The organism is Cryobacterium sp. TMT1-66-1, assembly GCF_004403435.1.
GTDB classification, from domain to species: domain Bacteria; phylum Actinomycetota; class Actinomycetes; order Actinomycetales; family Microbacteriaceae; genus Cryobacterium; species Cryobacterium flavum.
In genome coordinates this window covers 191,076-216,615 of record NZ_SOGP01000009.1, presented here as the reverse complement: position 1 = coordinate 216,615, position 25,540 = coordinate 191,076, and the positions used below count along the sequence as shown (strand labels likewise).

Annotated in this window: 18 protein-coding genes and 2 pseudogenes; 4 read left to right on the top strand and 16 right to left on the bottom strand. The window is 59.4% G+C overall.

Features of this window, described 5'->3' with window-relative positions; all coding sequences use genetic code 11:
- Nucleotide 1: 1 nt before the first annotated feature.
- The 4 genes from E3T29_RS06860 to E3T29_RS06845 all read right to left on the bottom strand — a co-directional run bounded on the left by E3T29_RS06860 (nucleotide 2) and on the right by E3T29_RS06845 (nucleotide 3,789).
- A complete protein-coding gene (locus E3T29_RS06860; RefSeq protein ID WP_134344781.1) occupies nucleotides 2-1,018 on the bottom strand; it encodes a branched-chain amino acid ABC transporter permease in 1,017 nt (338 codons plus the stop codon).
- Nucleotides 1,015-1,899: a branched-chain amino acid ABC transporter permease gene (locus tag E3T29_RS06855; RefSeq protein ID WP_166789814.1), complete on the bottom strand. Its 885-nt coding sequence runs from the start codon at nucleotides 1,897-1,899 to the stop codon at nucleotides 1,015-1,017. Before E3T29_RS06855 ends, E3T29_RS06860 begins: the two co-directional genes overlap by 4 nt.
- A gap of 156 nt (nucleotides 1,900-2,055) precedes the next feature.
- Nucleotides 2,056-3,276 (bottom strand): ABC transporter substrate-binding protein, encoded by a 1,221-nt coding sequence (locus tag E3T29_RS06850; RefSeq protein WP_134344780.1) that lies wholly within the window; start codon nucleotides 3,274-3,276, stop codon nucleotides 2,056-2,058.
- Nucleotides 3,277-3,789, bottom strand: coding sequence for a hypothetical protein (locus E3T29_RS06845; protein WP_134344779.1), 513 nt, complete (start codon nucleotides 3,787-3,789; stop codon nucleotides 3,277-3,279). It abuts the gene before it with no gap.
- A 114-nt stretch (nucleotides 3,790-3,903) separates the two neighbouring features.
- Between E3T29_RS06845 and E3T29_RS06840 the strand changes: the two genes are divergently transcribed.
- Both E3T29_RS06840 and E3T29_RS20455 read left to right on the top strand, forming a co-directional pair.
- Nucleotides 3,904-4,464 (top strand): TetR/AcrR family transcriptional regulator, encoded by a 561-nt coding sequence (locus E3T29_RS06840; protein WP_134344778.1) that lies wholly within the window; start codon nucleotides 3,904-3,906, stop codon nucleotides 4,462-4,464.
- Nucleotides 4,465-4,713: 249 nt separating this feature from the next.
- Nucleotides 4,714-4,977 (top strand): annotated as a pseudogene (locus tag E3T29_RS20455) (recombinase family protein); the annotation flags it as partial.
- A gap of 40 nt (nucleotides 4,978-5,017) precedes the next feature.
- Here E3T29_RS20455 and E3T29_RS20145 read toward each other — a convergent pair.
- The 10 genes and pseudogenes from E3T29_RS20145 to E3T29_RS06780 form a co-directional block, all read right to left on the bottom strand.
- A pseudogene (locus E3T29_RS20145) lies at nucleotides 5,018-5,230 on the bottom strand (IS3 family transposase); the annotation flags it as partial.
- A 597-nt stretch (nucleotides 5,231-5,827) separates the two neighbouring features.
- The gene (locus tag E3T29_RS06820) at nucleotides 5,828-7,303 is read right to left on the bottom strand and encodes an NAD-dependent succinate-semialdehyde dehydrogenase (protein ID WP_134344776.1); all 1,476 of its coding nucleotides are present in this window, start codon (nucleotides 7,301-7,303) and stop codon (nucleotides 5,828-5,830) included.
- Nucleotides 7,300-8,610 (bottom strand): iron-containing alcohol dehydrogenase, encoded by a 1,311-nt coding sequence (locus E3T29_RS06815; RefSeq protein ID WP_134344775.1) that lies wholly within the window; start codon nucleotides 8,608-8,610, stop codon nucleotides 7,300-7,302. The genes E3T29_RS06820 and E3T29_RS06815 overlap by 4 nt, the downstream gene beginning before the upstream one ends.
- Nucleotides 8,611-8,753: 143 nt before the next feature.
- The gene (locus E3T29_RS06810; protein WP_166789813.1) at nucleotides 8,754-10,733 is read right to left on the bottom strand and encodes a GAF domain-containing protein; all 1,980 of its coding nucleotides are present in this window, start codon (nucleotides 10,731-10,733) and stop codon (nucleotides 8,754-8,756) included.
- Nucleotides 10,734-10,903: 170 nt separating this feature from the next.
- Nucleotides 10,904-12,220 carry an MFS transporter gene (locus tag E3T29_RS06805; protein ID WP_134344773.1) on the bottom strand — a complete coding sequence of 439 codons (1,317 nt, stop codon included), beginning with the start codon at nucleotides 12,218-12,220 and terminating at the stop codon, nucleotides 10,904-10,906.
- Between the two features lie 30 nt (nucleotides 12,221-12,250).
- Nucleotides 12,251-13,648, bottom strand: a complete 1,398-nt coding sequence (locus E3T29_RS06800; protein WP_370449124.1) for a M20/M25/M40 family metallo-hydrolase — start codon at nucleotides 13,646-13,648, stop codon at nucleotides 12,251-12,253.
- Nucleotides 13,649-14,138: 490 nt separating this feature from the next.
- Complete coding sequence (locus E3T29_RS06795) at nucleotides 14,139-15,158, bottom strand: Ldh family oxidoreductase (RefSeq protein WP_134344772.1); 1,020 nt, start codon at nucleotides 15,156-15,158, stop codon at nucleotides 14,139-14,141.
- A gap of 91 nt (nucleotides 15,159-15,249) precedes the next feature.
- The gene (locus tag E3T29_RS06790) at nucleotides 15,250-16,467 is read right to left on the bottom strand and encodes a nitrate/nitrite transporter (RefSeq protein ID WP_134344771.1); all 1,218 of its coding nucleotides are present in this window, start codon (nucleotides 16,465-16,467) and stop codon (nucleotides 15,250-15,252) included.
- Entirely contained in the window at nucleotides 16,464-17,390 is a 927-nt protein-coding gene (locus tag E3T29_RS06785) for a dihydrodipicolinate synthase family protein (RefSeq protein WP_134344770.1), read from the bottom strand. The genes E3T29_RS06790 and E3T29_RS06785 overlap by 4 nt, the downstream gene beginning before the upstream one ends.
- Nucleotides 17,391-17,514: 124 nt before the next feature.
- Nucleotides 17,515-18,717 (bottom strand): aromatic amino acid transaminase, encoded by a 1,203-nt coding sequence (locus tag E3T29_RS06780; protein WP_134344769.1) that lies wholly within the window; start codon nucleotides 18,715-18,717, stop codon nucleotides 17,515-17,517.
- A 212-nt stretch (nucleotides 18,718-18,929) separates the two neighbouring features.
- Between E3T29_RS06780 and E3T29_RS06775 the strand changes: the two genes are divergently transcribed.
- Nucleotides 18,930-19,394: an Lrp/AsnC family transcriptional regulator gene (locus E3T29_RS06775; protein WP_134344768.1), complete on the top strand. Its 465-nt coding sequence runs from the start codon at nucleotides 18,930-18,932 to the stop codon at nucleotides 19,392-19,394.
- A gap of 319 nt (nucleotides 19,395-19,713) precedes the next feature.
- Here the strand turns inward: E3T29_RS06775 and mobF are convergent, their stop codons facing one another.
- Entirely contained in the window at nucleotides 19,714-23,514 is a 3,801-nt protein-coding gene (gene mobF / locus E3T29_RS06770; RefSeq protein WP_134344767.1) for a MobF family relaxase, read from the bottom strand.
- 163 nt (nucleotides 23,515-23,677) lie between these two features.
- On the opposite strand from mobF, the gene E3T29_RS06765 reads away from it, so the two are divergent.
- The gene (locus tag E3T29_RS06765; RefSeq protein WP_134344766.1) at nucleotides 23,678-24,013 is read left to right on the top strand and encodes a hypothetical protein; all 336 of its coding nucleotides are present in this window, start codon (nucleotides 23,678-23,680) and stop codon (nucleotides 24,011-24,013) included.
- Nucleotides 24,014-24,046: 33 nt separating this feature from the next.
- Here E3T29_RS06765 and E3T29_RS06760 read toward each other — a convergent pair whose 3' ends face one another.
- Nucleotides 24,047-25,405: a hypothetical protein gene (locus tag E3T29_RS06760; RefSeq protein WP_134344765.1), complete on the bottom strand. Its 1,359-nt coding sequence runs from the start codon at nucleotides 25,403-25,405 to the stop codon at nucleotides 24,047-24,049.
- Nucleotides 25,406-25,540: the final 135 nt, after the last annotated feature.

The following is a 25,540-nucleotide window of genomic DNA, read 5'->3' as shown; positions in this document are numbered from 1 at the left end:
TTCATGCTCGGTCCTCCTGTGCTCGCATGCGGGTAATCAGGGACTTGATATGGGCGAAGACTCCAGAAAAACCATCGGGAAGCAGCAATGCCGTTGTGGCCAACAGCAATCCGCCCGCAAGGGCATACAAGTTCGGCTGTCCGATCAGATTGAAGCCTTCTGGCAGCAGCACGATGAAGGCAGTGCCCATCCAGGCACCCGCCACGCTCCGTGATCCACCGATGACCACTGCCGCAAGAAGGAATACGGAAGCGAAGAGATCGAAATCTGGCGGGGCGATAAAGCCCGTCGTGGCGGAGTAGAGCCAGCCGCCGATGCCGCCGAACACGGCGCTCAGCACGAAGGCGATGATTTTTGTCTTAGGTATGAACACCCCGACAGAAACGGCTGCCATCTCGCTGTCGCGAATTGCCATCATCCGTCGTCCAAGGTGGGTTTGCCCAAGGTTGAGTGCAAAAAGCGTCAGTGGCACCGCAAAGGCGAGTGCCACCAAGTAAGCATCCAGGGGATAGCTCGTGTCGAAACCAAAGATGATCAAGGGCTCTACAGGCGCCCCTTGACTGCCGCCAGTCCATTCCGTGGAATTTATGAGCAGCCAGTTGAAGAGCTCGCCAAATGCAAGAGTGACAATCGCGAGCCGAAGCGGGGACAATCTAAGCGTCGGCAGACCGACAATGAGAGCCACAAGAGAAGCAGCCGCGATCACCGCCAGCAATTGTATTCCCGGTCCTAGGCCGCTTTGGGCTACTAGATAGCCGGCGTAGGCGCCTACACCCATGAACGCGCCTTGTGCCAAAGACATCAGTCCGGCCCGCCCGTAGAGAATCTGGAGCCCCATAGCCGCAATACCAAAGGCGAGGATTTTAGCGGCGACGAACATCCAGTAGTCCCCGAAAAAAACGAGAGGAACAGCCGCAATGAGACCGACAATTACTACTGTCGACAGGTGAGGCCACCGGGCAGGTGGCGGGCTCATCATGGATGGGGTCGCGGGCAGTTGTCGAATTTGAGTGGTCATGCTCGAACCTCGTGGCGGGCCGCAGTGAATCGCTTGGGCATTACTGCCAACGCAATAATGATGAGAAGGAAGACCGCCGGCGTTCCGGCGCTCGATCCCCAGATGAAGATCGCGAGCGCCTCGTAGACCCCGATCCCGATGGCGATCACGAGTGGGGCAAAGAACCGATCCATCCCGCCGATCATCCCGGCAACAAATGCCTTGATGAGTACCGGAGTCATGTAGAACGCATCGACGGAAAGCCGGCTGGCAACAAGGACGGCTACCAACGCCGCGAGCAAACCAGCAAACGTCCAAGTACCGAGCCGCAGGAGACGTACGTTTACCCCTGCTGAGGCGGCGATGTCCGCGTTCTCCGCGCTCGCACGTAGTTCCATACCAAGGGTTGTGCGGCTGAAAAGTACGTAGACGCCCCCTATGACAAAAACCCCCAAAACCATGATCGCCACGTCGTTGGCATTGACAACAACGCCGCCGAGTACCGTCCGTTTATCTCCCCCTAAAGAAGGGAAGGCGTGAGCATTTGCGTCAATGAGTAGCTGCATTACGGCCGTGAGAAAGAGAAAGATACCCAGGGTGACCACTAGGTCAAGACCTGGTCGTCCAGCAGGAATCTTGGTGATAACGATTATTCCGATCGCACTGTTGACAACCACGGCCAGAATTGCCCCTATCCCAATCGCGACAGGAAGCGGCAGTCCGAGTGATGACCAGAAGAACCACGCTGAGAATGCGGCAACCATTCCCACTTGGCCAAAGGCGAAGTTCACGGTCTTACTGACCTGAAATACGACCATAAAGCCAAGAAGCAGGAGGGCGTACAGCAAGCCCGAGGTTAGACCTCCCAATATGAGCTGCCCGAACGGATTGCTTGATTCCACCGTGATCCACCGTTCCTTTCGATTGGTACTCTTCATTCGCGGCCGAGCAGGATTGGTCAGGAACCATCCTTACCCGGCCACGAGCGATTCAAGGGTGAGTCGCGCTGAAGTTGACGGCTGGCCGAGAGGAAGCCCCGAGGGCCACCGTGCCGGCGACTACTTGACGTCCTGAAGAACCCTGAGCGTGGTTCCTTCAATGACGGCCACGCCGACAGACTTGACGCCGTCGCGGCGGTCAGCCCCCCAGGTGATAGGGGGATAAATGCCAGTCTCGAAACCATTGAAGCTCTCCAAGGATTCGATGACGCAGGGACGGGAAAGTCCCTTCGCCTTCTTCAAAGCCTCGGTCGTGATCATTGCTTGCACCCAACCCTGCTGGTTGAACTTGGTCGGGGCCTTGCCCGTCAGGTCTGTATACGTTGCAATGAAGTCAGCCGCTGTCGGGTCTTCGGTCGACAAGTTCGCGGTCTCCAGTGCAACGAGCATCCCTTGCGACACATCGCCATACTCTTCGATGTATGACTCGTCGCTCATTCCGCCCCACGCTACCGTCGTTGGGGTGTATCCGACTCTGTCCATCGCCTTTAGTAGGCCACCTGTGTCGGCGTTGGTCAGGACCAGATAGACGTACTCCGCACCGGCCTGGGTCAGCTGCGTCACAATCGGCGTGAAATCGGTCGTCCCGGGTGTCTCAGGGATGTAGAGCAAGTCGATTTCCTTGTCGCCAATCGCCTTCTTGATACCCGCCTCAGAGTTCTCACCGACGTTGCCAGCGACTGCAACAAGGGCGACCCTACTCGGGGAATCGTTCTGCAAAATGTAGTTTGTTACCGATTCAAATTCGGTGATGTAGTCGACGGCAGCCATAAAGATATGAGGGTTCTTCATATTTCCCAGTTCGTCACTGGGGGCATACGGTGCGATCGCCGGAACCTTGTTGCGCTCGAGATAGGGGACTGCCCCAAGGAAGTTAGGTGTTCCTTCGCCCCCGGATACAACAAAGATCTCCTCCTGTTCAACCAGTTGACGCATGCGGCTCTGTGCTGTCGAGGGGTCGTATTCGTCATCGAGAACCGTCAGTTCGATCTGTCGTCCCTGCACTCCACCGTCAGCGTTAACCATGTCGTAGTACGCCTGCTGGCCGTCCCGAGTGGCCATACCTGTCGCCGCACCGGATCCACTTAGCGGCATGGTCGTTCCGACCTTGATCACCGAGTCAGTCACGCCAGGCCCGACCTCCGTAGGTACGCAAACTCCACTGACGGCCAGATTCGAGCCAGAACCGGAAGCGGTTGCAGCGCATCCGGTCAACAACAACCCGACTGCGGCAATACCCGCAAGCGCGCGTGCGCCCGTGAAGAGAGGTGAATGTGCCATTTATTTGCCCTTCTGATGTGATTGCTGGGTTTGGTATAGATCTAGGAAAGCAGCGGCAATGTCGAGCGCGATATCCGCCGCATTCACTGTTGGGACCGAAACGGGCTTGCCCTCGGATAAGGCGCAAAGTTGGAATTCGCCAGCGGCCGGGGAAAAGTCAGGGACAGCAGGACCCAGGATCGCGGCGGCCATTGGCCGCACGATCTTGTCAGCGCTCCGGCTCCAATGAAGTCCCACTCGGAAATGATCAGCCTTTTCAAGATCGGCGAGCATTCCTACGTGGCAGTCCCAGAAATCAATTGCGTCAATAGAAAGCGCAACCCAGTCCCAAGACGCGCCGGCGTCAATCAGTCGTTTCGCATTTGGCGAATCTGAGGTTAAAAGGTTCTGCCCTTCGTGCACAAGGATGCGCGTATCGAGACCAGTGCACCTGGGCCCGCATCTCAGACGCTGCGCCAGCTTTTCCACAGAAGATTGCACCTTGCCAGCCCCCCAGTTCTGGTAACGGACCATGCGGTCCGTTCGAATACTTCAGACTGTAGCCCAGGGTTTGCCGGGAGCGCTAGCTTTGTGACGGAACTTAATTAAGATAATTTGGAGGGGATCCGGCTGGCGAAAAAGAAACGAATGTTCGACGACACTCGAGCAGGGATACTCAAGCTCAGTGCATCGTGGATTGCGAAGGAGAGCTACCACGGAACTAGCCTTTCTGAACTCCTTCGAATGACCGGCATCGGAAAGGGAGGTTTCTACTATCATTTCGCCAGCAAAGAGCAGCTGCTCCTTGAAGTGATGCTGGCCCCGATCGAGCGGGTTCTCGATACGGGGCAGAAGATTGTGGCCCATGACGGGCCTGCAGCCGATCGACTCATAGCTCTGGGAAACGACCTAGGATCGTCAGTCGACGACGACCTTGACTCATGGATGGCCTTTCTGCGCGAGTACAGCGCACTCAGCGACGAATCAAAGTTCCGCGTGCTGGAGCGCCGGCGAGAGTATCTGGAGCTTTGGTACGCAATCATTCGTGATGGTCAGGCCAATGGCGAGTTTCGTGAAATGGACCTAGCTTTCGTCGAGTCACTTCTCGGCGTGTACGTGTACACCTTTGTTTGGGCAGCGGGAGGCAAGTCATCGCAGGAATTGATTGGTTCGGTCATGGAAATGCTGCTCCATGGTGTCAGGAGGTAATCCGTCATCATCGTGGTCCACTTGGATGACATTAGGGAAGAGCTTGAAACCTTGTGACCCCCGGGTGAGTTCCGCACGGCGTGATCATGGCCTTGTGTCTGATACTAGGATTCTTCAGAAAACTACTGATTTTCAAGACAAACGGGCGCCCGACCTTCATTGGCATCATTGCCAATCAGAGCGGCAACTTCGAATGTCTCGACAAGTCATCCCATCCTTCAGACGTCTCGGATTCGCCCCGTGGGCCAAATGAGACAGGCGGTCTCACGGACGTTCTCGGACGGCCGAATCTCGGTGTGCAAAATGCATCGGCGCACTGTGGTCATGGCACTCCTCGGCTACACGCGCATGAGCACTGCCCACCAGGACGCGCAACTTCAGACTGACGCCCTCCTGGCTGCCGGCGTCCACCCCGAACACCTCTTTCCAGACGTCGTCTCGGGTAGCAAAGAAGCTCGGATTCGGTCAGGCATGCAACAGCTACTGGCCTTCGCCCGTTCCGGCGACACTGACCTGCTGCGTGTATTTTGGACAGCGGAATTGGTGGATTTTTCTACGCTGCCAGTGCTGGCTGTTGATAACCATAGTGGACTTCGTTGGGCCGGCGACATCCGAGTGCGGAGTGCCGGCGGCGGCTGTTGTAGAACCCTTCGATATATCGGATGACGTCGTTGCGAGCTTGTGATTTTGTAGCGTATGCGGTGCGATGAACACGCTCGTTCTTGAGCATCGAGAAGAAACTTTCGGCCATGCTGTTGTAGCCACATTAACCGGCTAATCGAGGTCAATTCTCTGGCGAACGATCTTTTGATGGTTAGGAGTTGGTCCCGGTCCTGCGTTCTCGTTCGAGGTGGCGGAGGCGTTCCTCGTGGTGGCGGACACGGTCAGAGATGGCCTCGATGCCGAGGCGGAGGTGCATCACGAACCGTCCCGGATTCTCTGCCGCTTTCTTCCTGCGGATTGCTGCCCTCCATGTCCCGCCTATGGTCGGCCGGTGGCCGATAACGTTCGATTATGTCAAGTAGTAGTGTGCCTATTGCAGAATTTGCAGAATAGGACTCCACTGATAACTGTTCCGCCTGGAGCCGATGACAGCGTGCAAGACTGCGACGCCGGTCCAGTATCGTCCTGGTGGATCAACCACTGGGACCATCACGCGGCTGTGATCTTCGACAAAAACACCGGCCGTTTCCGCGACTGCGACCCCGATGAAGGGCACCTTCATCGCCGCAAAGCAAAACCTCAACGATCGTTTCGGCGACGAGGCCACCCGACAAGGCTGAGCCTTAGGGAAATGCGGTGCCGGGCATTTTTTCACGACGTCCTGCGGTCTCAGGGCCTGCACCGACGCAGGAACTGTACCTCACCAATCGACGGCAATGTACTTGGTTTCGGTGAAGTCCAACAGTCCTTGATGGGACCCTTCACGACCCAGGCCGCTGTGCTTGACGCCGCCGAATGGAGCCGCCGGATCAGAGACCAGACCCCGATTCAGGGCCACCATGCCGCTTTCCAGAAGCTCCGCGACGCGCAGACCTCGGCGGAGATTCTCGGTGAAAACGTAAGCTGCCAGCCCGTACTCGCTGTCGTTCGCGGCCGCAATGACTTCATCCTCTTCATCGAACAGGATGATGGACGCCACCGGACCGAATATCTCTTCATTGACCATGCGGGCATGAGACGGTACGTGAGTCAGCACCGTGGGCGGGTAATAAAATCCCGCGCCGGTGGGCAGCTTGCCGCCGGTCAACAGGAACGCCCCCTTATTCACAGCATCCTGGACGAGTGCGTGGACCTTGTTAACACTTGCTTCGTCCACCAGCGGGCCCACCTCTGTGCTCGGGTCCGTTCCGGAACCCACGACGAGGGCACCCATTCTTTGGGCGAGGCGAGCGGCCAACTCGGCCTGGACGCCGCGTTGGACGTAGATTCTGTTGGCCGCTGTGCAGGCTTGACCGCCGTTTCGCATTTTGGCGATCATGATGCCGTCGATGGCCTTATCCATGTCTGCATCGTCAAACACAAGGAATGGCGCGTTGCCACCCAACTCCATGGAGCATTTGAGCACGTTGTCCGCCGCAAGTCGCAACAGGTGCCGACCGACAATGGTTGAGCCGGTGAAGGAAAGCTTACGCACCCGGGGATCTGCAAGCATCGGCGCTATGACGCCATCGGTCCTCGTCGTGGTAATCACGTTGATCACCCCTGCCGGAACACCGGCGTCCATCATCAGCTGGGCTATCGCCAGGGAAGTCAGGGGCGTTAGGCCTGCTGGCTTCAGCACGGCCGTGCATCCTGCGGCCAGCGCCGGAGCAAGCTTGCGGGTCGCCATGGCCGCCGGGAAGTTCCAGGGCGTGATGAGGATGCAGACACCGATCGGCTGGTGTTCGACAAGGATGCGGTTGGTACCGGAGGGCGCAGTAGACACCTCGCCAATGATCCGTACGGCCTCCTCGGCGTACCAGCGGAAGAATTCCGCTGCGTATGCCACTTCGCCGCGGGCATCAGAGAGTGCCTTGCCGTTTTCCAGAGAGATGAGGCGAGCAATCTGTTCACTGCGCTCGATCATGAGTTCAAAACAGCGGTTCAGGATGTCGGCCCGCTTTCGCGGAGCTGTGGCGGCCCACGCGGGCAGCGCTGCGGCAGCGGCGTCAACGGCGACCAGGCCGTCTTCGACCTCGGCGTCGGCAATACCCATAATCACGGAGGCATCGGAAGGGTTGGTGACATTGAAGGTTCTGTCGCCGGCGGCATCCTGCCAGGCTCCGTCGATGAGGAGCTGACGGGGCACTATCAACCCATCAATGTCGAACGGTTTTTGGGTAGCGGCGAAAGTCATTGGAGGATCCTTTTCTTGGTGCGGGGAACGGTCGCGGCGGCGGGGCGAGGCTGCGGGCAGTGAATGGTGCGGTCACCGACGAAGGCTGCCTGCACAATAGACGTGATGGCGTTCAGATCCATCGGCAGCGGGTTGTTTTCGATTAGGCGCTTGGAGTTCAGGGACAATCTGGCTACCTGGCCCAGCTGGGATTCCATGAGTCCCAGGTCTTCAAGAGTGGCCGGAATGTCAATGGCAGCGAGGACTTCGTCAATCGCGTCAATGCCTGCCACGGCTGCTTCCCTCGTGCTCAGGCCTTCGATGCTGCAGCCCAGCGCTTGGGAAATCTCTGCCAGCTGGGGCATGATGGCGGAAAAGTTGTGCCGAACCACATACGGCAGAAGCAGTCCGACGCCGACTCCGTGAGGGGTGTGGGTCAAGTTGCCCACCGGGTACTGAATGGCGTGAGCGGCGGCGGTGCCCGCATTGCTGAGTGTGATGCCGCCATAAAGAGCCGCCAACATCATGTCCGCCCGGGCATCGATGTTCTCGGGGTCATTGTATGCCGTCACTAGGCTCCGCCCCACCAACCGGATGCCGTTCAAGGCAAGCGAATCGGCCAACACATTCTTCCCGACAAAGACACGCTCCGTGGCCAAGGTGCTGGTGGGCTTCCGGGTGACGGCTGTGAAGGATTCAACCAGATGCACAAAGGCATCGGCCCCCGTGGCCGCGGTAAGCGATGGCGGGCACGTGTACGTCAATTCTGGGTCACAGACGGAGGCATACGGGATGATGTAGGGGCTGGAGATTCCCATTTTCATGCCCAACGCGGGGTCTGACACCACGGCAACTGCCGTGGCTTCCGAACCGGTTCCGGCCGTAGTGGGCAGGGCGATGACGGGCGTGACCGGCCCGGGAACCGCGAACTCACCGTAGTAGTCCTTGGGCTCACCCCCGTGGGTCAGGAGCACGGAAACCACTTTGGCCATGTCCATGCAGCTTCCTCCACCAAAGCCAATAATTACATCGATCGTCTGCCCCTGCAATTCCTTGATACAGGCCATGATGCCCGGAACGGGAAGCTCGGCCTGCGTATCCCCATAGACCCGTACGGTCAGTTTCCTGGCTTCCAGGCTGTCGACCAGTTCTTGGAGATTCTCCGAGGCAGCCAGACGCGGGTCGGTGCAGATGAGGACGTTCTGGCCCAGGTCCGCTGCGATGGCGGCCACCGCATAGCGTTGTTGGGCGCCGACCACAATGGTCCGCGGCAGTCGCAAGACTCCAAAAGTTGTGGGTTGAATACCCGTTTCGTGTTCGCATGACATGGTGGACGGCTCCTCAAGTTCGATTCAACGGCAAGTTCACGACCGTCGCATGCACCATGTTTTCAGCGAGGGAAGCGTTTCACCATGGAGCGATATCACATATTGGGGAAGATTGTATGTAAGTACCACACATGTGCTGAGTCTTAGTTGAGGCTGTTGATGCTCATGTCAGGGTTTCGGACGCCAAGTCCTGCGGACTTTAGCCGCCAAAGCCGCAGAGCAACATGGATGTCTAGTGATCGACTACCCCGCCGCCAGCCGGCGCCGATGACGGCATCGATCCGTTCCAAGCGTTGGCGTAGTGTATTGACGTGGACATGGAGGGTGTCGGCTGCGGTGGACGTGGAGGAGTCATTCTCCAGAAATGTCCACGCGGTCAGGGCCAGCTGAGTTCCCCTGCCTTCGTCGTAGGCCAGCAGGGGGCCCAATTGTGCTTCCAGCAGCTGGGTAGCAAATGGGCTGTCCATGGCGCCAAGTAGCATCCCGGTTGTGCCGAGGGCAGCCCCGTCGGCGGCTTCGCCGTCACGCATCAATGCCTGGAGCGCGCGCACTACTGCCGAAGCTTCTGCATGGGCGGCAGAGAGTTTCGAAAAACCCGCAACGGGACCCGAGGATCCGACGCTGGCCACGATCCGCCTCCGCTTCAATGCATCAACGATCGCCTGCCCAGTGGTGTCCCCTGTGGAAGCTTTGTTGCGATCTGCCGCCGGTTCAATGACGCACAGGTGGGATTCATGTAGTGCGGCAATGCCCGCCCTACCCTGCATGTGACTCTTGAGGGAAGTCAAGGCCCGCTGCCGTTGGTCATCCTTCACGGCCACCAACCGAACCACAAGCTGGCCGTCGTCGGCCAAGCCAAACCGCCCAGCACGCCGTTTCAACGCTTCGATGTCCACGGCGCGCGTGTTCATCAGGTCATCAATCAATTCCAATTGCAGCCGGTACTGCGCATCTTGGAACGTGCGCTCGAAGAGCAGCGCCGCACTGAGCACCAGTGAACTGCGCTCCAGTACGACAAGTCCGGACGGACCCATCTCACCGGCCACAATCATGGACGCCAGGTGCTGGTCCCCAGCAATTGTGGCCATAACGTTGTACAGGTTTCCCTGCAGCGTGAAGGAGACGGGTTGCTTGGACATCGCAGACGACTCGGCAGCACTCAAGGCAGCTGAGCTGCCAAAGTCGCCCTTCGGTGCCAGTCCTGCCAGTGGTTCTCCGGTGGACGTGAGCACGAATACTTCGCGCCCCAGTGCTTCGGTCAGCACCCGCAAAAGGTTGGGCAAGCTGTCGGTCGAGGCAAGCGTTTCTACCATGCTCTTGTCCAGGGCCGAGGACTCTTCCAGCATCTGAACATGGGCCAGATTCTCCCTCTGAGCCCTGTCAAGCCGGTCCAGGGCGTCGGCCATTTCGCTAAAGTGCCGGGCATTTTCAAGCGCGACGGCGGCATGGGTGCCGATGGATCCCATAAACGCAATGTCATCCGGGCTGAAGACGTGGGCGTGGCGGTCCGCGACCATGAGCGCACCAATAACCCGGCCATCGGCCCGCAGCGGCACCCCCATGATCGCCCTGACCCCCTCGGCCTCGACAGCGGCATCGCTTAATTCCAGATGTGACTTGGAAGTATCAGCCAGGTAGTCCGCACTTTGGGCCGGAGAGTTTCCGGTTGCGACAGCTCCCAGCACCCCTTCACCCAGGGGAATGCGAATGTTACGGAACAGAGCCGTGGCGGCACCGTCGGTGACCCGTATGAACGACTCCTTTGTCTCGTAATCGTTCAGGCTCAGGTAGGCGATGTCACTTCCAATCAGAGCCCGGGTTCGGCGGACAATGGCGGTCAACATGACCTCGACTTCCCTGATGCCGGTCAGGTCTGTGGCGGTATCGTAGAGGACTCGAAGGAGGCCTTCCCTGCGACTAACCTCCACTAGACGCGCGTTGAGCTGGCGCACGGCCGCCACGGTCGTTTCTTTGATGTGCCCGTCGGCCATGATGGCCGCAAGGCACTTCTCGAACGCCGCGGCGGTCATGCCGTCAGCCAAGGATGCCAGCAGCTCACTCAGCGGGTCGCTGTCTGGAGCAGTGTCGGAAGGATCTTGATGGTGGGCAATCATGCGTTCCATGCTTGGCATACCTGACTCTTGCATGGTTTAGGTCAAGATAGCTCTGAAACGCCACGGACCCAATCCCTAGGCGTGTAGCCAAGTCCGCCGGTATCTCTAGCTTGATACCGGCCCCTTCTCGAGGCTTTCACCGTGGAGGGTAGTTGGAGCCAGGGCGCTCAAACGAGCCATTAATCATTAAGGTCTCTAGCTCTGGTTTCAGGCAGGCTTCGGATGACAAATGCAGTGATCAGCAGGAGCACCACGGCGTAGAGATTGAACAACCAGGCCTGCTGGACTACGTCCGTAAACAGGCTCTGCAGGTAGCCTGCTGTGCCGCCGAACAGGGCAACCGCGCAGGCGTATGGCACACCAACACCTGTAGTTCGGATGTCGGCTGGGAATAGTTCTGCATAGACCGCGGGGACAATGGATGCCATCGCGGCGACAAAGACGAGCATGACCGACATCGAAATGGCTAGCTGCCAGGCCGAATCTTGCAGCAGCCATATCATGGGGAAATGCAAGACGGCTGCGGAGAGTGCGCCGATGAGAAGGACTGGTTTGCGCCCAATTCGATCACTGAGCATGCCCCAGAGAGGCAGGGCCAGAATGAATGCCACATTCGAAATACTCCCGGCTAGGAGCGCCTGCCCGCTGTTAATCTTGAGACTGTTTGAAGCGAATGCGGGCGCAAATACAGCCCAAAGCTGGTAAATAACCGTGAGGCCAACAGTCAGGCCGATCACCTGAAGAGCCTGCTTGCGGTGTTCGATGATTCCCTTAATGATTGAAGGCTTCTTCAGCGAACCTGTCTTTTCACGGTTCCCTTCGAAGGCTTCAGTTTCGGGCATACGGGCACGCATGAACAGTGCGAAAAGTCCCAGCGCGGCTCCAATGAGGAAGGGGATTCTCCAGCCAAAAGACCCCATCTGCTCTGCGCTCAGAACAGAGCTGAGTACCACGCCAAGTAGTGAACCCCCAATTACGCCGAGCGTGCCTGACACATACATGAACGAAGACCAAAGGCCACGCTTTTCACGCGGAGCAACCTCGGAAAGGTAGGTTTGGGCCGAAGGCAACTCACCACCATGGGCCAGTCCCTGGAGGAGACGGGCGGTGAGCAAGACGAGCGAGGCAAGAGCCCCAACGGTTGCGAAGTGCGGCGCCAAAGCGATCATGAGGCTGCCGGCAGATGAGATACCGACAACGAGAGTCATCGATACTTTCCGGCCAAGTCGGTCGCCAATCCAGCCGAAGAGAAACCCACCGAACGGCCGTGCAATGAATCCAACGGCGAATACCGCAAGAGTCGCCAGCACGGCGGAGGTACGGTCGGATGGATCAAAAAACTGGGTGGCGAAGAACGGTGAGAACGTGGCGTAAATCGTCCAGTCGTACCATTCAATGGCGTTTCCAATGCCGGTGCTCGCCAATGGACGTCCTTTGCTTGGACGTGGCTTCCTCGCCACAACCTCGCGTGTTATTGATGGTGAACTAGCAGTCATGATTGTCTCCTAAGCAGTATGCAGGTGGCTTTAATAGTTTCGTAGAAGATCAGTGAGGACTCGTTGGCCAAAGACCAGCGAGTCGACTGGAATCCGCTCGTCGACTCCGTGAAACAGGGATGGAAAATCAAGGTCGGCAGGTAGCCGCAGAGGAGCAAACCCGAATCCGCGTATTCCGAGCTGCGACAGAAGCTTATTGTCGGTTCCGCCGGGGAATAGATAGGGCAGAAGCTCGGCCTCTGGGTCGTGGTGGCGAAGGGTGTCGGCGATGGCGCGGACCAGATCGCCATCGAAATCGTTCTCGAGGGCATCAAGATCGGATTCAATGTCTACGCGGATTTCACTCCCGACAAGTTCTTCAATACGCTCAAGAACTGAGTCGCGCTGTCCGGGCAAGTATCGAATGTCGATCATGGCCGTTGCGCGACCCGGAACCACATTTTCCTTATAGCCCCCGTTGAATATGGTCACGTTTGCGACATTCTGCAGGGAAGGCGCGATAAACCGCGACCCGAAGCCGGTTGCTGCGGCGATTATGCGGGCGTCGGTGTCCTGGCCAAGATCAGCGAGAAGTTTTACTCGCCTCATCAGCTCCTGTGTGGTGTTCCCAAGCTGAACAGGCCACTGTGCATCACCGATCCTTCCCACGGCCTTGGCCAACTTCACCACGGCGTTGTTGGAGTGGATTTGAGAACCGTGGCCAGGTGTTCCTTCCGCGGTGAGCCGCACCCAGAGCACACCTTTTTCACCGGTCTGGAGTAGATACGCGCGCTTTCCGGCTATATCCACTGAGAACCCGCCGACTTCACTGATGGCGTTCCCAACACCAGAAAACAGAGCGGGATGCTCTTTGACCATCCAGCCCGAACCAAGCGAGCAGCCCGATTCCTCGTCTGCAAAAAAGGCCAGGACAACATCGCGCGCGGGTTGATGCCCACTCCGGATCATGTCCTTCACCGACGCCAGGATCATGGCGTCGGTCCCCTTCATGTCTACGGCTCCCCGGCCCCATATCAGTCCGTCACGAAGTTCCGCGCCGAAGGGATCGACACTCCATTCGTCTGGGTCCGCCGGGACCACATCGAGGTGACCATGGAGTAGCAGGGCCGGCAAGCTGGGATCCTTCCCTGGAAACCGGGCCACAAGATTCGATCGTCCCGGTACTGCTTCGAATACGTCGCACTTGAGACCAACCTCTTCAAGGTTGGACCGAACAAAGTCAGCGGCAGTAGCCTCACCTTCGGCTTTCCCTGGCCCATAGTTCGAGCTGTCTATCCGGATAAGGCTTCTCGCCAGATGAACGACGTCGGTTTCCTCAATCGCGTTCTCGAGCGTCATCGTTGCCGCTGCATGCATCGGTTCACTCTTTTTTCTTGTGTCTTGTACCTTGGCAGTTGCGCCAGGAACGGTGCACATAGCGGCTTTCATCGGTGTCCAATCCTTTGCTCAGCTGGTTCTGCCTGTCGGTGAACACTCGGCATTAGCGCTGCAGAGCGTGGTAACCTCACTGTTACGTAAGTCATGGTTTCAAAGGTTAGTCCGTGGCACCATGGTTCTTTTCGCCACCTTTGCTCCCTGAATATGTAGTCGCGCACATAGTGCAAACGCGTACGGCTGAGAGGTATGCAGATTCGGCTACCCCTGTTCTTTACGTGGGACAGGAGAGATCCTGGAGAGTGCGCCAATCGCATAAAACCCTCCCGTCCGCGGAGTCTCGTGTTTGTGTCCAAGCAGTGGGAGCTGCGCTGTTTGTCGGGTCACGTCCCGCCGGGTGGATGCCCGTATTATTGTCAAGGGACTTTTTGGGGTGGGATTCGATTGTCGACACGATCCGGGCCACCGCCGCGAACTAGAACAAGAAGGTGTGAGTGGCGCAGCACTGCCGACAACGCTTTGAACAAAACATCGAACACCCGGCTCAGCCCCTCCGGCGTTCACTCTTTATGGGTGAGAGGAGTTCAATGATGCGCCCCCAGACCTCGGGAGCGACCTCTATGCCGAGCTCCCGGCCACACCTCCTGACGCGGAGCGCCCGGTCGCCGGGGACAAGCACGGGGTGGGCAGGATTTGTTGGGTCGGTGCCTCGAATCTCAGCCAAATAGTTTGAGATAGCGGTAGTTGAGTTCGTAGGCTCAACGACGATGAAAACGTCGCCCTTGTTGCAGACCTCTGTTGAGTCCAATGTCCCGACGACGTCACGCCCGGTGGCAGTGGCAGTCAGACTGGCGACCAGAACCTCGAAGGCCAGACCGAGGGCGTAGCCCTTGGCCCCGCCGAACGGTGCGATTGCGCCGGACTTCGCGGCGACGGCATCGTGGGTGGGGTTGCCGGCAGCGTCGAGAGCCCACCCTTCCGGAATTACTTCTCCGCGATGTGCATAGTCGTGGATCTTGCCCATTGAGACGAGTCCTGTGGCCATGTCCATTACGAACGGATCCGGGCTCGCAGGAACCCCGATGGTCACCGGATTGGTACCCACCATCGCCGTTCGGCCACCCCACGGGTGAACGAGAGCTTCGCTGGTCGTAAAACCAATAAGTACCTGTCCGGCTCGGGCAATGTCTTCGGCATAGAGGGCCAGCATGCCGATGTGATTGTTGTTGGCGATCGAAGCGACGGCGATACCTGTGGTCTTCGCTCGTTGCGAGATGGCGGCCAGGGCATGATGGGCCACCACGGGTCCAATCCCACGCTCCCCATCGACGCTCAGCTGCGCCGACGCGGTCCAAACGTGTTGCCCTGTGGCATGACCGTCGGCGACACCGTTCCGGATGCGTTCAATAACGCGTGGCAAACGGAGCAAACCGTGTGAGGGAAATCCCCGAAGTTCCGCCTCGACCAGTGATCGGATGAGGATCTCAGTGTTCTCCGGTGATACTCCGGCCGATAGGAGCGCGTCGGTTGCTGTCGCACGAACGTCGTCTACGGGGATAAGCATATGAAGTCCTGTTTCTGCAGGTCACCTGTCCGGCGTCCTGCGGGATTTAAGGGGCAGTCGATTACCGGGTTCAGTACCCGGTAATTCGGGATCATCTCGCAGGGTCGGGCACGCTCATCCGCTTGAGCGCCAGCAGCGGCCGCATGGCAATAAGCCCGAGCACCGGTCCGGGGGCAAGGAGCCAGACGGCGTAGTCCCCCCACACGGCAATCCCCGCCTGAAGTAACACGATGCTCACTACGGTCACCAGAAATCCTGCACAGTTCTGCGCAGTCAAGGCGGTGCCAACCAAGCGAGGAGGAACATAGCCAGCTGTCATAGCGGAGAATTGCGGCGAGTCGGCGACCACGAAGAACCCCCACATGCCCAAGACTGCGGCCTTGATGAAGAGTGCTTCGGTCGGGATGAGCGGGTAGACGATGCAGATCGCCCCGGAGCTCGCCAAAGCAATGGCCGCGACGGGCGCACTGCCAATGCGCCGGCTGAGCAATCCACCGACGACGCAGCCAATGCTGCCAGCGGCAATGACGGCGGCACTCAGCCCGGCGACTGAACTGTCATTATTCTGACTGGAAACAAGGTGAAGGGACAGCACTGGAACGACACTCCAGAATGCATACAGCTCCCACATATGTCCCAGATAGCCCGCACAGGAAGACCGGAAGCTCGGTAGAGCCAGCAAAGTGGTCAGCGGTTTCGACCCAGGAATACGCGGCCCTGGGGCAGCCGGCCGACTGGTGTTCGGCTTCTGGATCAGAAGGATCAAGACTGCCCCGACCACTGCCAGAACGGATGCGCCCAAAATGACAGAGTGCCAGGGAAGGGATGCTCCGGCAAACCGGAGAATCTGAGGCATGGCAGTGCCGAGGGTGAGCATGGCAACAAGCCAGCCGAGTGCCGAACCTGGTTTTCCTCCCGTGCGTTGCACGATCATCTTCATGCCCATGGGATAGATCCCAGCCAGGGCAACACCAACACCGAAGCGGGCCATCCAGGCCGTACCGAAGGACGGGTCTGTCCATATCCAAAAACAATTGAGGATAGCCCCGACAATACTGCTGACGGCAAAAATACGTTCCGGAGCAAAACGGTCTGCCGCCCCGATGAGAGCGGACACGAGCGTTCCCACGATGAATCCAAGTTGTGTGGCGGCCAGCAACCACCCAAACCCTCCCGCGTCAAGACTGAGCCATTGTGACAAGTCCGTCACCGCCCCGCTGGGGCTGAACCACAGCGATGTCCCCAGCCATTGAGCCAGGACGATTATTGCAACTGCTTCGGGATGTCGCCGGCCACCACCTGGGTTCATGATGCGGTGAGCACGCCTATGCGTTCGAGCACCGCACGAAGCTCTCTGCTTCGAACATCATCGATGGGCTCCATGACCACCTTGGTGGCGTCGTGCTCAATGACGCCCATCCATTTGAGTGCCCGCTTATAGCACTGGGGATACTGAAGGACGTTCGCGAAGGCAATCGAGTTCAGCGGGCCGACGGTGTCGTGGAACGACTTACGAGCCTCTTCGAGATTTCCATCCCTGATGGCCTCAAAGATGAATGACTGTTCGGCGGGAACCACGCAACTGGCAGCCGACGTCATCCCCTTGGCCCCGTACTGAAGCATCAGGTAGTTCAGCTGGTCGTGGCCAGCCCAAGCCTGGACTCGACCGTTTGTGGCTTCACCGTATTGGGCGATCTTGGCCGGGTAGGGCAGGAACAACTTGGAGGCGAACAATGTCGGGATATTGTCCGCCATCCGGCGCAGCAGCGGCAAGCTGAACTCGATGCCGGCACCGCCGTCGTAAACCATCAGCGGCAGTTCAGTCGAGTCCCCGACGAATTTCACATGGCGGAAAACACCTTCGGCGCTGTGGGGATGGTAGTACGGGCCCGTCGTGAAAATGTAATCACCGCCCGCATTCTCTGCGTGCTTGGCCAGCGTCGCGCTGGCTTCGGCGGACGAGTGCGCAACACCGACGCCGACGGGAACTCGTCCAGCCGCGTGATCGATGACCACTTCGGCGAGGCGTTTCCGCTCATCGTCGGTCATCGCGAAGACTTCACCCGTACTGCCGAGTGTCAGGATTCCGTGCACGCCCTTATCGATGAGAAAGTCGACCAGGGAGCGGGTGGAGTCCTCATCGAGGCTGCCGTCAGGCTGCATCGGCGTGACCATCAGCGCATGGTTGCCAAACAATTTGTCCTGCTTCTTCTGATAATCTTCGTCATTCATAATGATCCTTACTTTTTTGTTGATGACACAATTCTAGAGAACCAGACACGGCAAATAATTGCTTATTATTGCGAGAAGAGTATTTTATATGGCAGATTATGCCAATAATGAATCTCTCCGTGTTCTATCTCGAGGTGGCCATGTCGACGCGCGCACCGACGGACGCAATTGCGGTAGCCAACTCGGGGATTCGCGATGCCGGCACACCCGCGAGGCTCAAACGCCCGGACGGAATGCCATACGTTCCATATTGCTCACGAAGGGCGTCCATTTGTGCCGAATCAAACGGCAGTCTGAGGAACATACCCCGTTGCTCGCGCAGACCAGCGAAGGCATCCCCGTTTGGGAGCGCAATGAGTTCGTCGGCTAGTTCGTTGCGCAGGTGCGTCAGACGCGAGCGCATCTGCTCGAGTTCAGCACGCCACTGGGCCCGAAGGGCGCGGTCATTGAGTATCTCCGCAACGACCAGAGCGCCGTGAGCGGGCGGCTGCGAATAGTCCGCGCGCGCCACAAATTCCATCACACCACGGGCATAGTCACCTTGTGCGCCGTCACGAGTGATGACGATGGCACAACCGGTCCGCTCACTGTAAAGTCCCCATGCCTTCGAAGCGCTGACAGCGATGATCGCTTCCGGAACAACGCGAAGCATCCGACGCATACCCTCAAGATCTTCTTCAAGCCCGTCACCCAGGCCAAAGTATGCCTGGTCGATAAAGGGAATCACGCCCTTTCTTGCCATGACATCAGCCAATTCATCCCAGAGCCAACCGGGCATGCTTAGGCCCGTTGGGTTGTGACAGCACCCCTGCAGAAGGATCAGATCTCCCGCACGGGCAGAATTCGCGACCCTTAAGACTGCTTCTGCGTCTATCGTGCCGTTGCGTGAAACGGGATATTCGACAACATTCAGTCTCGCCGCCCGCAGGATCGCTGGATGGTTCACGTACGCCGGTGTGCCCAGGTAGACGGTGCGGTGCGGTCCGGTCGCCGACATCAATTCCGCAAGCAGGCGAAGAGCCCCCGTGCCGGCGACCGTCTGCACGGTGGTGGCGCGGGATACCAATTCTTCGTCTCCGAGGATGAGTTGGGTCATCGCGGAATTGAATTCCAAATTGCCGGAGAGGCCGATGTACTCCTTGGATGGGGCCCTCTCCACGAGCCTCCCCTCGGCAACGCGCACCGAAGGCATGGTCGGACAGTCACCATTCTCATCTCGATATACTCCGATTATGAGGTTGAGACGCGCACTGCGAGGGTCTGCCGCATAATCGGCACTGAGCTGCCATAACGGATCGAGTTGCAGTGACGGAGTAGTCAGGAACATTGTTCTCCTTGATCTGGCTTTGAGCGAGGAGGGCACAACAAAAAGCCACCAAACTGGGTGGAAGCTTGCGTGACCTACTGGCCTTTTCTGATGGGTGAAACTCCTCATTTTCGCTGCCGAGGAACTCCCAATGAAAAGCGTATGAGAAGGACCGAGGCAGGCGATTGCGTTTTTCTGCCAAAACACGCCAAAATTGTGGCAGAATCTGCTACATGTTCACCCTAGATAAAATTGACTTGCTGATCATTCGCCAACTCCAAGTCAACGCGCGCATCACCAACCAGGAACTCGCTGATGCGGTCGGGCTTTCACCGTCACCGTGCCTGCGGCGCGTTCGTCGTCTGGAGGAGTCTGGCGTGATCTCCCGGTACATTGCCATTGTCAATCCAGCGAGCGTTGGATTGCCGATAACGGCCTTCGTGAGGATCACGCTTGAACGCCACGGCCAGGAAGTCGTGGAGGCTGTCGAGGACCACATCCGTTCCATTCCAGACATAGTCGAAGCTCATCTCCTAGCGGGCGACCATGACTACCTATTGAAGGTCGTAACGTCGTCGTTCACTGCTTATGAAACGCTAGTAAGGACGCAATTGCGCCGGATCCCAGCGTTGACCTCAGTTGAGACAACGTTTGCTTTCGGTACGACCAAACCGTTGGCCCCGCTCCCAACCGACTAGTTTCGCCTTGCGCCCGGAGTGGGTCCGGCTTAGATTGCCCTGGTGGGTTCGACTTGGGTTGACATAGCCAGTCATGTTCGCCGGACTGGTGAAGGCGCATCGAGAATCGAAGGTCGGGTACACAACGACGGGCGGGATGTACCCTGAACTGCCCCAGCTTGACTCCGAGACCGGGGAAGTCTTGAGGGAGGGCGGTCAAGTCTTGACAGCCGAGCAGCGCGAGGGGCCGAAGACCCCGCTCAAGTAACGGTTCGGTACGAAGCATCAACTCCCAATCGAGCCACAGGCGAGGTGCACCTACATCGCATGGGAGATTGAACTAAATCTTCGGCCGATTTGTAGACCGCTGCTGCGGCTGGTCAGTCTCGTCCCGTCTCTGCTCTACGGCGCATTCCCGAATACGAAGCACTCGTTCGGCGGCCCCTACGGCGGCGGCTTCGCCAGTGTTGCCGGCCAGTCGTTGTCGGAGGGCGGCCATTCGGCCTCGCGCCTCTGTCGGCGCTTTGTCCTCGATGATGCGGAGTCGTTCTAGGGACGCGGCTGCCGCCGTGTAGGCGTCGTCGTCAGAGCGGACTGCGCCCAGAGGTGACTCTGTGTCGGCCACCTGGTTGAGATCACGGAAGGCAACCACGTTGCCCAGGTCGTGCCGCCATGCCCTTTGCAGGGAGGCGTCATCCGGTGCGGGGCGAAGTGTCTTGTTCCACGGTTCCGGGTTTGCGGCCGTAGCGTCGACGAGCGCTTTGGTTCGGTCCTTGATGAGGTCAGCCTGGATTTGCAGCCAGTCGCGGACCTCTCGGTTGTCGCCGTCGGTGCCTCTGGGCGGAGGGCTGACCCAGCTCGGGAGTCCTGACCCCGGCGGTGAGCCTGCTGGTGCCCCGATGCGGCGGTGATAGATCTTCGCAAACGACTCAACGGTCGAGCTTGGCCCGACATCCTCAGCCCGCACGACTGCAGCGAGTTGGGTGCGCACGTCCGCGCCGCGGGCTTCGTGTGCCGCGAGCCGGCTCGCGAGATGCGTCCACGCTTCGTCGCGGACGACGCGGTCGGCGATCTCCGTGTCGAGCACGTCCCGGACTGCGGCTTCCATCCGGTCCATCTGGTTCGGGTCGTAGACGCGGGTGCGGGCGTCTTCGTACGCCGGCAGCAACGTGGACAGGCTTGCCGCGGCGTCCTGGGCGCGTTGTATTTCTTCGGTCGCAGACCGTTCCGCGCTCTCCCGTGCAAGAACCGCGGTGAGGGCGTCGATGATGTTGGTGCGGAGGTGGTCGGGGGCGTGCGCGTCGACCTCGAGGGTTTCTTCGACGACGGCATACATCCGGTTGGACTCCCGGCCACGGGTCGCGGCGACGTAGAGCTGCTCGCGGGACGTGGACTGCGGGTCGACGAGGATGTGTGAGGTATCCACGGTCATCCCCTGGACCCGGTTGATGGTCGCGGCGTAGCCGAGCTCAACGTGGGTGGCCACGTACTCGGCGGGGAGTGTAAGTACTCCCCCGTGCCGGAGGCTCTTGACCTTGAGATCGCCGCCCTCGGTGTCGATGATGGTCCAGAGGTCGCCGTTGGCGACGAAGTCCTTGCCTTGGTTGGAGCGCAGCTTCCGGTCGTTCTGCCGGGTCACGATCACATCGTTCAGTCCGGCCTTGTTCCCGTCGTGCAGCACCGACCCGCTCTTGCCCACGACGCCCTGGCCGACCAGGTCCAGACGGGCGCGCGCGTTGAGCGCGGCGACTTCGTCGTTGGTTCCCGCGACCATGATAGAATTCCAGTTCGCCGCACGGTCGGCGGCCCAAGCCACGTAGATCTCTTCCAGCATGCTCTGCCGGATGCCGCCCCGGGTGCGGTCGGCGGTGACGTAGAAGTCGAGCGCCGCACTCGCTCCGTCGCGGAGGAGGAGGGACGCTGCGGCTTCGTCGCTGTCGATGAAACGGTGGACCTGGTCGAGGTAGCTGGCGCCCACGCGCTGCTCGATCAGGCGCAGCGCTCCCCCGGATTCGACCGCAGCCAGCTGGGCCGGGTCGCCCAAGAGCCGGATCGTTGCCCCGTGCTGCTTCGCGAGGGCGAGGACGTCGGCGAGCAGCGGGGTGGAGGCCATGCCTGCCTCGTCGATGAGGAGGACGGTGTTGCTGTCGATGCGGTACTGGTCGGACTCTTGCTGCTCGGGTGAGCCGTGGCGGTGGACATCGACGAGCTTGTGCGCGGTCTCCGCCTCCACCTTGATCTCTTCAGCGAGGACCGTCGACGCCGCCGCGGTCGGCGCCAACGCCAGGACCCGGCCGCCGCCGGCTTCGACGGCGCGGGCGAACGCCCGCATGGCCGTGGTCTTACCCGTTCCGGCCGGGCCGATGCCAACCTCGAGGAGCCGGCCACCGGACGCGAAGCGGCGGGCCAACTCCACCTGGGACGCATCCAACGGGTACTCGCTGGCCGCGTTCAACGCCTCGATCGTGGTGGTGAAAGTGGCGGGGTCGACGGTGAAGCCGGCAACGGTGCGGGCTGCGTCGATCAGGCTGTCTTCGATCCCGAGGATCCGCGTCGACGTGAACCGCTCGGTCCCGTGGACCCGATAGATGGACTCACCGCCCTGGCGTTGCAGCTGCTCCGGGACCGGGTTCAGTGCCGGGGCGGTAACGCCGATCACGCGGGCCATCACGGCCTGGGCGACCTGGTCGGCGACCTGCTGGGCGTCGACGCCAGGGTGCACGTTCGCGAACGCCCGGGCGATGCGCTGGGCCTCCGCGGCGACGTGCGATCGGCGCCAGGTGGCGCGGCTGTCTTCGACCGTGTTCAACACCCGCTCGGCCAACTCGTCGACGCTCAGGGCGGCGAGGATCTCGTCCTGGACGGAGCGCTGTTGCCGCTGCCGCACCGTGGTCCCGATCGTGTCGACGGCGACCTGACCGATGATCTTGATCGCGGCCAGCCGCCACTCAGCGCGCTGCCGGGACAGGCTCTTCGGGGCGCTCTTACCCTCGCGGGTTTCCAACGTCGCCCGCTGCGCCAGGCTCAGCTGCACCGTCTTCGGCGGGGTGTCCCCGTGCTTGGCCACGTACTCCTGGACCAGGGTTTCGTAGGCGTCTTCAATCGCCGCACGCCGGGACGAGAACGAGTCCCGCAGCTCCCGGCTGACGCCAGCGATCTCCCGGACGCTGCGCTTGCTCCGCCCCCGCGTCTCATCCACGAAGCTCACGCCGAGGCGGTTGCGGACCTCGTGTTCGACGAGGGTGTTGTACCGTTCGGACGCGGCCACACCGAGCGCGTGCAGCACCCGTCCATCCAGCGAACGCCACTTCCCATCCAAGCCCTGCACCTTCGTGGACACGGCCACATGGGTGTGCAGATTCGGGTCGCCGGTGCGGGAATCGCGGTGCTCAAACGCGGTGGCAACGAACCCGTGCGTGTCGACCTGGGCGACACCGCCGGCACCGACCCGGGTGACGCCGGCTTCTGTTTCCAGCCACGCGACCGTGGCCTGCCAGGCCGCGTTGTGTGCCTCACGGACCTGCTGGGAGGTGGCCTCGTCACCGAGCGCCCAGAGGACGGACACGCTCTTCACTGGAGTGAACACCAGGTCGTAACCGGCGACAGGCTGCCTTGCCGCTTTGCCCATTTGGGATAGGTGCGTGGCCACTTCCGCGTCCGTGCCGGGGCGCTTCAGGGTTACGGAGACACGGTCAGCCGCGATGTTCCAGCGGATCAGATCGCGTTCCACCCCGGCCTCGGGGCTGCGCCCGTTCTCCACTTCGAGTGCCTGGTAGGCGTCGGCGACGGCGTCGTCCCAACCGTCCAGTTTGGGCTGGATCCGCGGGAACCGGCGCCCCAACCGGGACGCCTGCACCGCATCCTCCGGGGACGCTCCCCCGGCGACGGCAGCCCGGATCGCGGCCTCCGCGTCCGGGTGCAGTCCGTCGCCGAACAGGGCCTGCATCTGGGCTTCGGACACGTTCCCCGAGACGCCCAGGTTCACCAGTCCGGAGCCGAGCCACTCCCCCACCGGGTTGCCCTCGGCGGTGTAGTAGTCGGTGAGGTCTTCGCCGCGGCGCACCGAATGGTCTCCGGCTGCGACTTGGCGGGTCAGGTAGGTGTAGCCATCACCGGCGTGAAGAACATGCACGGTCATCATGGCGAAACCACCCCCTCTCAACACAGGTTAACGGGTCAATCCCGTCCAGACACTATTAGTGCAAGAGGTGTGTCTACTTGCTTTGGTTGTGGCGTGTCGTTTTGGAGCTGGTGAGATCTGTGAAAAAGTTTGATCTACGTGACGTTCGATGGGAGTGCTTGATATGGCAACTAGACAGACTGGTAAGAAGATTGACGCTCGGGAGCGGGCACGCCTCGCTCGCACCCGGGTTGATCAGGTGCGCGCGGAGCGGGACAACAAGATCGAAGCCACGCTCGCGGAGTTCTTCACTGCCGGCGATGAGCGTGACGCTCTGATTGCGAAGATCGACGCGCTGGAAACGACCATGGGCGAACGTGTGACGAGCCTCTTCGAGTTCGGCGAAAGCGCCAGTCGGGTCGCCGATCTCACTGCCCTCTTGCCCAAAGAAGTGAAGCGGATGCGCACCTTTGCCGCGTCGAGACAAACACCCCTGGTCACTGCGCCGCCAAGAATTTGACGGCGTCAGCCCAGCTACTGGCGCCCTATCAAGCTAATCGTCTTGACGCTGCCGGGCAAAAGCCTCCCTGGCATACTGCATCCTTGATTCTTGTTGAAGATATTCGTCCGCCAGCAGCGCTTCTCCGTCCGGGAAGACAGCGAATGTGTCACGCATCTTGTCCAGACGGCCCCAGTCGACTACGCCATCAACGTACGCCGCATCATCGACTATGAGGGACTTTGGATGAATCACGGCTTTGTGAAATCCAACGTGCGGGCCGAAAAATATTGCCCCTGTAAAATCAACGACATCTCCAGCGAAATCAATGCCCTCGAAGATGGTCTTCTCGGCAGCAAACCGTGTCCCGTTGAAATAGATCTCTCGTCCGGTGAATGTAGTTCCGGCAAAGAGCGCAAGCCGCCCATTGAACCTCGCACTTATGAAACTTACATCACCGCTTAAGACGTTGCAGTGATCGAAAAAGAAGCCGCCGTCACCTTCGACTAAGGCTCCGGCAAAATCTATATTCTGGGTATTAAAAACCGAACCGGAGAAGCTCAGGTTTGCGTCTCTGATCACCAGTCCCTGGAAGGAAATCTGGTTTCCCGCGAAAGTGGATCTGTCCATTCGCACGGATCCCCCTGAAATGGTGGCGCCCTCGAAGTCCAGGAGGTCAACGCCTATGGTCGCGCTTATCTCCACGATGGCACCGCGAAATCGCGACCTCGTAAATGCCAAAGTAGTGCCCTCGTACGTGCCCGAGAATCGTACGAAGCCTCGGCTAAATGTTGCATCCGTGAAGTTGAGGATTGTCCCTGCACGCATCTCGATTTCAGTGAAGTCCGCCCCCGCAATCTCCGCGTTCGTGAAGTCAAAATTAAGCCCTTGCCAATCCGGTGAAGCAGACGGACGCAAATGGTCGCGGATCGATCTGAAGAGGGAAGCACGAATTTCGTCCTCAGTAACGTCCACATCGGGTGCAGATATGCGTAGATAAGAAGTGATCACGTTGACTACCATTTGACGCTGGGTGACCCAATCATCGGCAAGTCGGGCAAGTGATACTGCGCCAGCCATACGAATGATTGGGTTGCTACTACCGAGCTGCTCAGTTGCTGCCAAGAATCGACCGCCAAAATGGGATTCGAGATCTAAGACCGCATTTGCTTCCGCAAGTTTTTGCTTTCGATACGACACAACGAGGGCCGCGACAGCACCGATCCCTCCCGCTAGGACAAGGGAGTACTGGACGCGATCTGCCTGATCGATCCAGACAAAAAGTGTCGTCCACCCAAACAGCACCCAAACGCCAGACGCAATCACCGCGAGGATTAGAACCCAGAGACCGATGCTCCCACTCAACGTGAGTTCTGGCTGCCGGATGCCGGGATATTGACGTCGTGATCTCATGCGCCAACTGTATCGAAAACTCAATTCTCCGATTGGCACCACCATCACGTACAAGTCGACAGACTTCACTTCCGCACAAACCGGGACCTAATATCCAGCGAGTAGCGAGGGTCCTCTCGGTAATTTTTGAGGTCA